The following is an 8,520-nucleotide window of genomic DNA, read 5'->3' as shown; positions in this document are numbered from 1 at the left end:
GCCGAGGGGACTCGGCCGCGGGGGTCCGCCGCGGGACGGCGATCCGGTCGGATCAGGCCTTCTGCACGGTGATCGACCACTCGGCCGCACCGCGCTTGCTGAACTGCGTGACGGGGTATCCGTTCTCCGCCGCCCAGCGCGGGATGGCCTCGGTGCCCTGCGTGCAGTCGAAGTTGATGACGAGCTCGTCGCCGGCGGGCATCTCGGCCATCGCGGCCTTCGCCTCGACCACGGGGAACGGGCAGACGAGACCGTCGGTCTCGAGGACGTGCTGTGCCATGAGTGGCTCCTCCTGGAACTGGGGGTCGGTGGGATCAGACGCCGGCCGGGACGCGGCCCGGGGCGGCGGACTTCTTGCGGGGGGCGATGAAGATCCTGGCGGCCGCGCCGGTGCCGAGGATCATGACGGCGAAACCGACCCAGCCCTGCCACTCGAGGGCGGCCGTGGCGACCAGGGCGTTGCCGATGGTGCAGCCACCGGCCCAGGCCGCGCCGATGCCCATGAGGGCGCCGCCGCCGATGGAGCGCACGATCGTCTGCGCGTCGGGGACGCGGAGCTTGAACTCGCCGGAGCCCTTGGCCGCCACGAACGAACCGATCAGGATGCCGAGGACCAGGAACACGCCCCAGTCGACGAGCTCGACGTCGCCGGTGGTCAGGTAGCTCGCGATGTTGGCGGACGGGGTCGTGATGCCGAGCCCGTACTCGCGACCGGTGGCCCAGCTGGCGGGCCAGGCGATGATCGCGATGACGCCGACGACCAGGGCGGTCGCGAACGGGTTCCACGCCTTCTCGAACAGCAGGTGGTTCAGGCCGGTCTTCTCCGGCGGGAGCGTGGCCATCTTCATCCGGGGCTTGGTGAGGTGGTGGCGGGCCCACACCCCGGCGATGCCGACGAGGACCAGCACGAGCACCCACGGGGAGACGCCGAGGGTCTCGTGGATCGAGCCCTGCGTGCCGGCGGTGACGCCGCGCAGGGCCTCGGTGGTCCCGGCCAGCGGACCGTACTTGGCGACGGTCGCGAACAGCGCGTAGAAGATGAGCGCGAACCAGGAGCCGACGAGCCCCTCGGAGGCGCGGTAGTAGGTGCCGGTGGCGCAGCCGCCGGCGAGGACGATGCCGAAGCCGAAGATGAAGCCGCCGATGACCGTGGCCAGCCAGGGGAAGGCCGAGGCCTCGAGGGTGATGACGCCGAGCGCGTTCAGCACCCAGATGCCGACCGCCTGGACGGCGATGGCCACGAAGAAGGCGGACAGCCACCACGTGTTCTTCGCGATCCAGACGTCGCGGAACGCGCCGGTGACGCAGAAGCGGCCGCGCTGGAGAACGAACCCGAGGGCGGCACCGATGAGAAGTCCTGAGATGAGCACCCCGGAACCCTATGGTTTCCCGGGCAAGCACTCCAGGATGCCGTCATGCGCCGTAGCATAGTGATGGAGCACTCACCACTGTGTGACGCCCGAGGACCGTGCCGGTCGGCGCGGCCGGGCGGGCGTCCGGACGGAGCGCAGATGAGACGACCTCGGCCCGACGTCCCCGGCCCCGGCCAGGAGTCCGTGTGGGACTACCCGAGACCGCCCCGGACGGAGCCCAGCCGGGAGCACGTGGAGGTGTGGCTGGGCGGCGAGCGCATCGCGTCCAGCACGGCCCCGCTGCGGGTGCTCGAGACCAGCCACCCGCCCACCTACTACCTGCCCCGGGAGGCCTTCGTCGACGGTGCCCTGGTGCCGTGCGCGGGGAGCTCGTGGTGCGAGTGGAAGGGCGCGGCGGCGTACTTCGACGTCCGGGGCGGGGACCGCACCGCACCCCGGGCCGCCTGGACCTACCCCTCCCCCACGCCGGGGTTCGCGGCCCTGCGCGGGCACGTGGCCCTGATGCCCGCCCTGATGGACCGGTGTCTCGTGGCCGGGGAGCAGGTGCTCCCGCAGGAGGGCGGGTTCTACGGGGGCTGGATCACCTCGCGGGTGGCCGGCCCGTTCAAGGGCGCCCCCGGAAGCCGGGGCTGGTGAGCCCGCGATGCCCCGCGCGCCGTGGCCCGCGCTCGTGGTGACCGCCCTGCTCCTGACCACCGCGTGCGCGCAGGAGGGTCCCGCGGGGGCCGCCCCCACGGCCTCGGGGACGCCGACGCCCCCCGAGGCACCGACAGGTCCGGTCCCGCCGACGACGACGGGCACGCCGTCCGCTCCGAGCACGCCCCCGAGCACGCCGTGGGGGCCGGCCGAGGGGCCGGTGATCGAGGTGGCCCACACCGGGGGCTTCGCCACGCCGGAGCTGCTGGCGTCCCGGCTGCCCCTGGTCAGCGTCCACGCCGACGGCCGGGTCATCACCCCGGGCCCGCAGATCGCCGTCTTCCCCCCTCCCGCCCTGCCCGGTCTGCAGGTGCAGCACGTCGACGAGGACGCCGTCGCCGTGCTGGTCGAGCGCGCGCTCCGCGCGGGGGTCGGCGGGTCCGATGACCTCGGCAGCCCGCCGGTGGCCGACCTGCCCTCGACCCGCTTCACCGTGCGGGCCCAGGACGGGACCCGCGTCCGTGAGGTGTACGCCCTGGGCGCCGAGTCGCCTCACGGTCCGCCGGACGACACCCTGACCCCGGAGCAGCGGGCCGCACGGGCCGCGCTGCAGGCCCTCGTCCAGGAGCTGGGCGATCCCGCCTCGGTGCTCCCGGAGGACGCCGTCGGCGCGCAGGAGGTCTACGTCCCGGAGGCGGTCGCCGGCGTGGTCACCGCGTGGCAGGGTCCGCCGGACGGCCCGGAGCCCCGGCCCGTGCCGTGGCCGGGGCCGCCGCTGCCCGGGGAGCCGCTCGAACCGCGCCTGGGACTGAGCTGCGTGCTCGCCGCCGGGGAGCAGGCCCGGGCCGTCATGGACGCCGCCGCGGCGGCCGACTCGCTGACGCCCTGGGTGTCCGAGGACGGCGGGCGCTGGTCGGTGGCCCTGCGCCCGCTGCTGCCCCACGAGCAGGACTGCACGGACCTGCTGGGCTGGTAGCGGGGGGCGCACCCTGCCCCGCAGCGTCCGGCGCCGGATCGTGGTCCGGCGCCGGGCCGGCGTCAGCCGGTGGAGGAGGACCGGGTGCGCCGTTGACCCGGACGCTCGCCGGCCGGGTCGGCCGCCTCCTCGTAGGGGCGCAGCCGGATGAGGGCCAGGGCCGCGAGGGCGACGACGACCGCCACTCCGAGGTAGAGCTGCGTGGGGGTCCAGCCGGTGTCCAGCAGCGCGCCGACCGCGATGGGGGCGAGGATCGCCCCGGCCCGGCCGACCCCGATGCCCCAGCCCACGCCGGTGGTCCGGATGCCGGGCTCGTAGGTCATGGGCGCCACGGTGTAGAGGCCCGCGATGCAGCCGTTGATGAGCATGCCGACCACCACGCCGGAGGAGAACGCCAGCAGCGGCACGGACGTGGTGGTGATGAACAGCACGAGGGTCACCGCGGAGAGCACGGTGAAGGCCATCAGGGTCAGCCGCGCGTCCCACCGGGTGGTCAGCGCCCCGTAGAGCAGGGACCCGAAGGTGCCGCCCATCGTGAGCATGAGCCCGCCGATGATGCCCTGCTGCTCGGTCATCCCCGTCTCGACGAGGAGCCGGGGCGTCCACGAGTTGGCGAAGTAGAAGCCGAACATGATGACGAAGAACGCCGCCCACAGGAGGAGCGTCGCCGTGCGGTAGCGGCTGCTGAGCAGCCTGCCGACGCTGCTGTGCTGCGCACCGGTCCCGGCCGGGACCGGGCCGAGCTCGACCTGTCCCTCGAGGCGCAGGCGCCGGGCGATGCGCTCGAGCTTCTGCACGGCACCCGCCGGCCGCCGGGTGCGGAGGTAGTCGACGGACTCGGGCAACACGGCCAGCACGAGCCCGATCGCCACCAGGGTGAGCAGCCCGCCGGTGAGGAACACGGAGCGCCAGCCGAAGGCCGGGATCAGCTGGGTGGCGCCCATGCCGCCGAGGGTGGCGCCCACGCCGTAGCCCGCGGTGAAGATGCTGACGGCCATGCCGCGGTGGCGGGTGCTGGCGTACTCGCTGGTGATCACCGTGGCCGAGGCGAGGATGCCGCCCACGCCCAGGCCGGTGACGACCCGCCACAGACCGAGCTCGAGCACGGACCCCGCCGTGGTGGACAGGAAGAGGCCCAGGGCGTTGACGGCGAGGGCCAGGACGAGGATCTTCCGCCGGCCGTACCGGTCCGCGAAGGGACCGAGGACGAGGGAGCCGGCGGCCATGCCGATCAGCCCGGCGCTGAGCAGCCAGCCCAGCTGGGAGCCGGAGAGCCCGAACTCCTCGGTCACGGACGTGGCCGTGAACGCCATGGCGAGGACGTCGTAGCCGTCGAGGGCGTTGAGGAACGTGGTCACCGCGATGATGAGCCACTGGTACGACGACATCCTGGATGCGTCGATCTGGTGTCGGATGTCCATGGGGTGCCTCTCAGGGGACGTCGATGGTGAGGACGGCGGCCGGGCGCCCGCCGGGAACGGTCTCGGGCGCGCCGGAGACCACCCGCGAGACGCAGCAGCACATGGACGTGCCGGTCTGCTTCTGCCGGTCCGAGTAGAACACGTCGCGGTGGTCGATCCGCCCGGTCAGGCCGAGGACCTTGACCTGGCACAGCCCGCACTCGCCCTTGCGGCAGTCGGACATCATGTCGAGGCCCTCCCGCTCGAGGGCCTCGAGCAGGGACTCGTCCGGACCGACCACGGCCTCGGCGCCCAGCCGCGGGACGCGGACCACGAACGGCTCGGCCTCGAACCAGCCGCTGTTGCCGAAGGTCTCGTAGCGCAGGCTGGTGGCGTCCAGCTCCCGCTCGGCCCACGCGCGGCGCACCGCGTCCATGAGCCGGATGGGGCCGCACATGTAGAGCTCGGCCGCCTCGGGCACTCCGGCCACGAGGGCCGGGACGTCGAGCGAGCCGCCCTCGTCGTCGATGTGCGCCTCGAGCCGGTCCCCGTGCAGGGCGGTCAGCTCGTCGAGGTAGGCCATGGCGGCGCGGGAGCGGGCGACGTAGACGAGGCGGTAGTCCGCGCCGAGCCGGCGCAGCAGCGCGGCCATCCCGGCGACCGCCGTGATGCCGATGCCTCCGGCCAGCAGGACGTAGGACGGGGCCCCCACGCGCAGCGGGAAGTTCTGCAGCGGCTGGGTGATCTCGAGGACCTGCCCGGGCTCGAGCCCGTGCATGAACACGGAGCCGCCGCGGGAGGTGGGGGTGCGGAAGACGCTCAGCGCCAGCCGGGTGCCGTCGTCGGCGGCGTCGACCACGGAGTAGGAGCGCACCTGCTGCTCGCCGTGGACGAGGACGCGGATGTCCACGTGCTCGCCGGGACGCACCGGGCGGGGCTGGTCGGGGCGCAGGACGACGCGCCGGATGCCGGCGGCGACGTCCTCGACGGCGACGACGACGGCGTTCTGCCAGATCTCGTGCTGGGAATCGGCCACGGTCGCTCCTCAGGCCCCGGCCGGGGCGGCCGGGGCGGCGGCGGGGCGGCCCTCCGCCTCGAGGGCACGCTCGAGGAGCCGGCGCACCCACATCCCGCCCATGTCGATGTTGAGGTTGTAGAACTCGTGCTCGGGGTTGGCGTCGATGGCCGCCTGCTGGGCCTGGAGCATGGCCTCGTCCTCGCCGAACACCCCGTGCACCCCGTTGCGCAGCTGGGTGGTGATGAGCTGGCTCTCCAGGCGGTAGTTGCGCATGAAGGCCCAGAAGTAGTGGCAGGAGCGGTCCGTCTCCGGGGTGATCGTGTTCATCACGTAGCCGTTGACCCCGCGGGAGCGGTCCCCCTCCGGGGCCCCGGTGCCCGCCTCGGCGACGCCCACGTCGATGCAGATCGTGGCGGGGAAGGTGTAGTGGATGATCTGCCAGCGGTCCACCTTGCCCTCGAAGCCCGGGAACCGGTCCCGCATGTTCTTGAGCCAGAAGGGCGGGGCGTCGATGTTGCGCATCCAGCGGGTCACGGTCACGGAGCGCTCGTCGTGGGTGGTCTCGAACTCCGACTCGGACAGCTCCTCCTGGCCGATGCTGGAGGAGTGCACGAACTCCTCGTGCGTGAGGTCCATGAGGTTGTCGAGGACCAGCTGGTAGTTGCAGGGGGCGTGGATGGTCTCGCCGTCCCCGGCCCACTCGGGGCTGTCCATCTGGTGCATGTCCGGCAGCAGGGCGGGGTCCGCCTGCGTGGGGTCGCCGAGCCAGACCCACACGTAGCGGTAGCGCTCGAGCACCGGGTAGGAGGGCACGGTGGCGGAGGGGTTCAGCGTCTCCTGGGCGGGCATCGAGGTGCACCGTCCCGCGGCGTTGTAGCGCAGCCCGTGGTACGGGCACTGGATCTCGTCGCGGCCCACGAGCCTGCCCTGGGACAGCGGGGCGAGCCGGTGCCAGCAGGCGTCCGCCAGGGCCACGGGGCGGCCGTCCTCGGTGCGGTACAGGGCCAGCGGCCGGCCCGCGACCGTGCGGGAGAGGATGCCCTTGGCGGTGATCTCGTGGTCCCACCCGGCGACGTACCAGGCGTTGAGCGGATGGGACAGGAGCTTGGCGGTGGAAGTGGTCTTCGTGGCGGCGACGGTCATGGTGCGGTCCTCTGCTGGGCGGTCCGGGGCGAGCACGCCGCACTCACTATCTCCATAGATAGTGGTGGCGCACGACACACAATACCTATGTCCATAGTGAGTGACAAGGGTCACGTGGTACGGCTCCGGGCTAGGCTCAGCAGGACAATTCCCGCTTCGACGGAAGGAACCGCCCGTGAGCCTCCGCTCGGCCCTGCTGGCACTGCTCTCCTCCGGGCCGCTGACGGGCTACGACGTGGTCAAGCAGTTCAGCTCCTCCGTGGGCCACGTGTGGCACGCCCCCGACTCGCAGATCTATCCGGAGCTGCGCAAGATGCACGCGGAGGGGCTGCTCACGAGCCGGCCCGTCCCGTGGGGCTCGCGCGGGGCCACCAAGACGGAGTACTCGATCACCGCCGAGGGCGAGCTCGCCCTGCGCCGGTGGCAGGACCAGCCGCTGGGCTACGTCCGGGAGCGGGACCCGGCCCACCTGAAGGCCGCCTACTTCGAGTGGGCCTCGCCCGGGGCCGCGGCCGCGCAGCTGCGCGCCCACCTCGAGCACTACCGGGACCAGCGCGCCCAGGCTCTCCAGCAGATCCGGGCGCTGCAGGACCGCACGAGTCCCACGCTCGCACGCCGGCTGGCCGCCAATCCCGAGGACCAGTGGGAGCGGATCACCCGGTTCAAGGTCTTCGCCTACGAGGGCCAGGTGTCCCGCGCCGACCAGGAGATCGCCTGGGCCGAGCGCGGACTGCGGCTGCTGGAGGAACTGGGCGAGCTGGGCGAGCCCGGTGGTTCCGGTGACCCCGCCGAGCCCGGGGCGGCCGGCGCGGTCTGAGCACCGGCGGGCGCCCGGGCCGCCGCGCCCGGCCGGCGCGGCCGCCCCGTGACGTCCCCCGCCCGCACGGCCCCCGGGTCGCCGTGTGACGCCCCGGCCGCCGCCCCCGGCCCCGTTCCCGCCGTGCGGACCGGCCCGTGCGTAGGCTGGGCGGACCCCCCTGCTCCCGGCCCCAGGACAGACCATGACCCGCTCGCCGCTGCTCCGCCCCCTCGTCCCGGCCCTGTGCGCCGCGCTCCTGCTGACCGGCTGCGCCCGGGACGCCGGACCGGGCTCGGCGGCCACGCCGGCGGCGGGCACGCCGTCGTCGACCTCTCCCTCCCCCACGCCCACGCCCACGCCCGAGGAACCCGCGGAGCTGATCGGCGGGGGCACCGAGGTGTTCCCCGATCGCCGGATGGTGGCCCTCTACGGCCACCCGGAGAGCCCCGGCCTCGGCGTGCTCGGCGAGCAGGACCCGCAGGAGTCGGTGCTCCGCGCCCAGGAGCTGGCCGCCCAGTACGAGCCCTTCAGCGACGTGCCGGTGGTCCCCGCCTTCGAGATCATCGCGACCACGGCGTCCGCCGAGCCCGGCGAGGACGGGGACTACTCGCGGGAGTCGACCGTCGAGGACCTCCGCCCCTACGTCGAGGCCGCGGTGGAGAACGACGTCTACGTGGTGCTGGACCTCCAGCCCGGCCGGCAGGACTTCCTGAGCCAGGCGCAGCAGTACCAGGAGCTGCTCGAGCTGCCCAACGTGGGACTGGCCCTGGACCCGGAGTGGCGGCTCGGCCCGGACCAGGTGCACATGGTGCAGATCGGCTCGGTGGACGCCGCGGAGATCAACGCGACCACGGCGTGGCTGGCCGAGCTGACCCGCGAGAACGACCTTCCGCAGAAGGTGGTGGTCCTGCACCAGTTCGCGGAGTCGATGATCACGAACCGCCACCTCGTGGACGCCACCCGCCCGGAGCTCGCCCTGGTCCTGCACGCCGACGGCCACGGCACCCCGGAGCTGAAGATGGGCACGTGGGAGCGGCTGCAGCAGGGTCTGCCGGAGGGGATCCGGATGGCGTGGAAGAACTTCTACGACGAGGACACGCCGACCTTCACGCCGGAGCAGACCTCCGCGATCGAGCCGCAGCCCTGGTTCGTCTCCTACCAGTGACCTCTCGTTC

The 8,520-nt window shown here is 73.2% G+C and carries 9 protein-coding genes; 4 read left to right on the top strand and 5 right to left on the bottom strand.

Features of this window, described 5'->3' with window-relative positions:
- Window positions 1-52 precede the first annotated feature (52 nt).
- Both ACFU0Y_RS02305 and ACFU0Y_RS02300 read right to left on the bottom strand, forming a co-directional pair.
- Window positions 53-280: a sulfurtransferase TusA family protein gene (locus ACFU0Y_RS02305; protein WP_344123715.1), complete on the bottom strand. Its 228-nt coding sequence runs from the start codon at window positions 278-280 to the stop codon at window positions 53-55.
- A 34-nt stretch (window positions 281-314) separates the two neighbouring features.
- On the bottom strand, window positions 315-1,370 hold the full coding sequence (locus ACFU0Y_RS02300) for a YeeE/YedE family protein (protein ID WP_380212829.1): 1,056 nt from the start codon (window positions 1,368-1,370) through the stop codon (window positions 315-317).
- Between the two features lie 141 nt (window positions 1,371-1,511).
- On the opposite strand from ACFU0Y_RS02300, the gene ACFU0Y_RS02295 reads away from it, so the two are divergent.
- Complete coding sequence (locus ACFU0Y_RS02295) at window positions 1,512-2,009, top strand: DUF427 domain-containing protein (RefSeq protein WP_380212828.1); 498 nt, start codon at window positions 1,512-1,514, stop codon at window positions 2,007-2,009.
- 7 nt (window positions 2,010-2,016) lie between these two features.
- Window positions 2,017-2,985 (top strand): hypothetical protein, encoded by a 969-nt coding sequence (locus ACFU0Y_RS02290; RefSeq protein WP_380212827.1) that lies wholly within the window; start codon window positions 2,017-2,019, stop codon window positions 2,983-2,985.
- Between the two features lie 62 nt (window positions 2,986-3,047).
- On the opposite strand, the gene ACFU0Y_RS02285 is transcribed toward ACFU0Y_RS02290, so the two are convergent.
- From ACFU0Y_RS02285 to ACFU0Y_RS02275, 3 genes are read right to left on the bottom strand one after another with little or no spacing between them, the layout of a single operon-like run.
- Window positions 3,048-4,406 carry an MFS transporter gene (locus ACFU0Y_RS02285; protein WP_380212826.1) on the bottom strand — a complete coding sequence of 453 codons (1,359 nt, stop codon included), beginning with the start codon at window positions 4,404-4,406 and terminating at the stop codon, window positions 3,048-3,050.
- 10 nt (window positions 4,407-4,416) lie between these two features.
- Window positions 4,417-5,421: a PDR/VanB family oxidoreductase gene (locus ACFU0Y_RS02280; RefSeq protein ID WP_380212825.1), complete on the bottom strand. Its 1,005-nt coding sequence runs from the start codon at window positions 5,419-5,421 to the stop codon at window positions 4,417-4,419.
- Between the two features lie 9 nt (window positions 5,422-5,430).
- Window positions 5,431-6,546, bottom strand: a complete 1,116-nt coding sequence (locus tag ACFU0Y_RS02275) for a Rieske 2Fe-2S domain-containing protein (protein ID WP_380212824.1) — start codon at window positions 6,544-6,546, stop codon at window positions 5,431-5,433.
- Between the two features lie 175 nt (window positions 6,547-6,721).
- Here ACFU0Y_RS02275 and ACFU0Y_RS02270 point away from each other — a divergent pair, with 175 nt between their 5' ends.
- Together ACFU0Y_RS02270 and ACFU0Y_RS02265 are read left to right on the top strand one after the other, a co-directional pair.
- Window positions 6,722-7,363, top strand: coding sequence for a PadR family transcriptional regulator (locus ACFU0Y_RS02270; protein ID WP_380212823.1), 642 nt, complete (start codon window positions 6,722-6,724; stop codon window positions 7,361-7,363).
- 184 nt (window positions 7,364-7,547) lie between these two features.
- The gene (locus ACFU0Y_RS02265; protein WP_380212822.1) at window positions 7,548-8,510 is read left to right on the top strand and encodes a hypothetical protein; all 963 of its coding nucleotides are present in this window, start codon (window positions 7,548-7,550) and stop codon (window positions 8,508-8,510) included.
- Window positions 8,511-8,520: the final 10 nt, after the last annotated feature.

Origin of the sequence: Kocuria sp. NPDC057446 (assembly GCF_042802875.1) — a bacterium.
Classification (GTDB): domain Bacteria; phylum Actinomycetota; class Actinomycetes; order Actinomycetales; family Micrococcaceae; genus Kocuria.
This window is presented reverse-complemented; position numbering and strand designations above follow the sequence as displayed.

Bases quoted from the DNA above. Each gene is read 5' to 3' on its own strand.
- ACFU0Y_RS02305 (WP_344123715.1), bottom strand. From the start codon at position 280: ATGGCACAGCACGTCCTCGAGACCGACGGTCTCGTCTGCCCGTTCCCC.
- ACFU0Y_RS02295 (WP_380212828.1), top strand. From the start codon at position 1,512: ATGAGACGACCTCGGCCCGACGTCCCCGGCCCCGGCCAGGAGTCCGTG.
- ACFU0Y_RS02290 (WP_380212827.1), top strand. From the start codon at position 2,017: ATGCCCCGCGCGCCGTGGCCCGCGCTCGTGGTGACCGCCCTGCTCCTG.
- ACFU0Y_RS02285 (WP_380212826.1), bottom strand. From the start codon at position 4,406: ATGGACATCCGACACCAGATCGACGCATCCAGGATGTCGTCGTACCAG.
- ACFU0Y_RS02275 (WP_380212824.1), bottom strand. From the start codon at position 6,546: ATGACCGTCGCCGCCACGAAGACCACTTCCACCGCCAAGCTCCTGTCC.
- ACFU0Y_RS02265 (WP_380212822.1), top strand. From the start codon at position 7,548: ATGACCCGCTCGCCGCTGCTCCGCCCCCTCGTCCCGGCCCTGTGCGCC.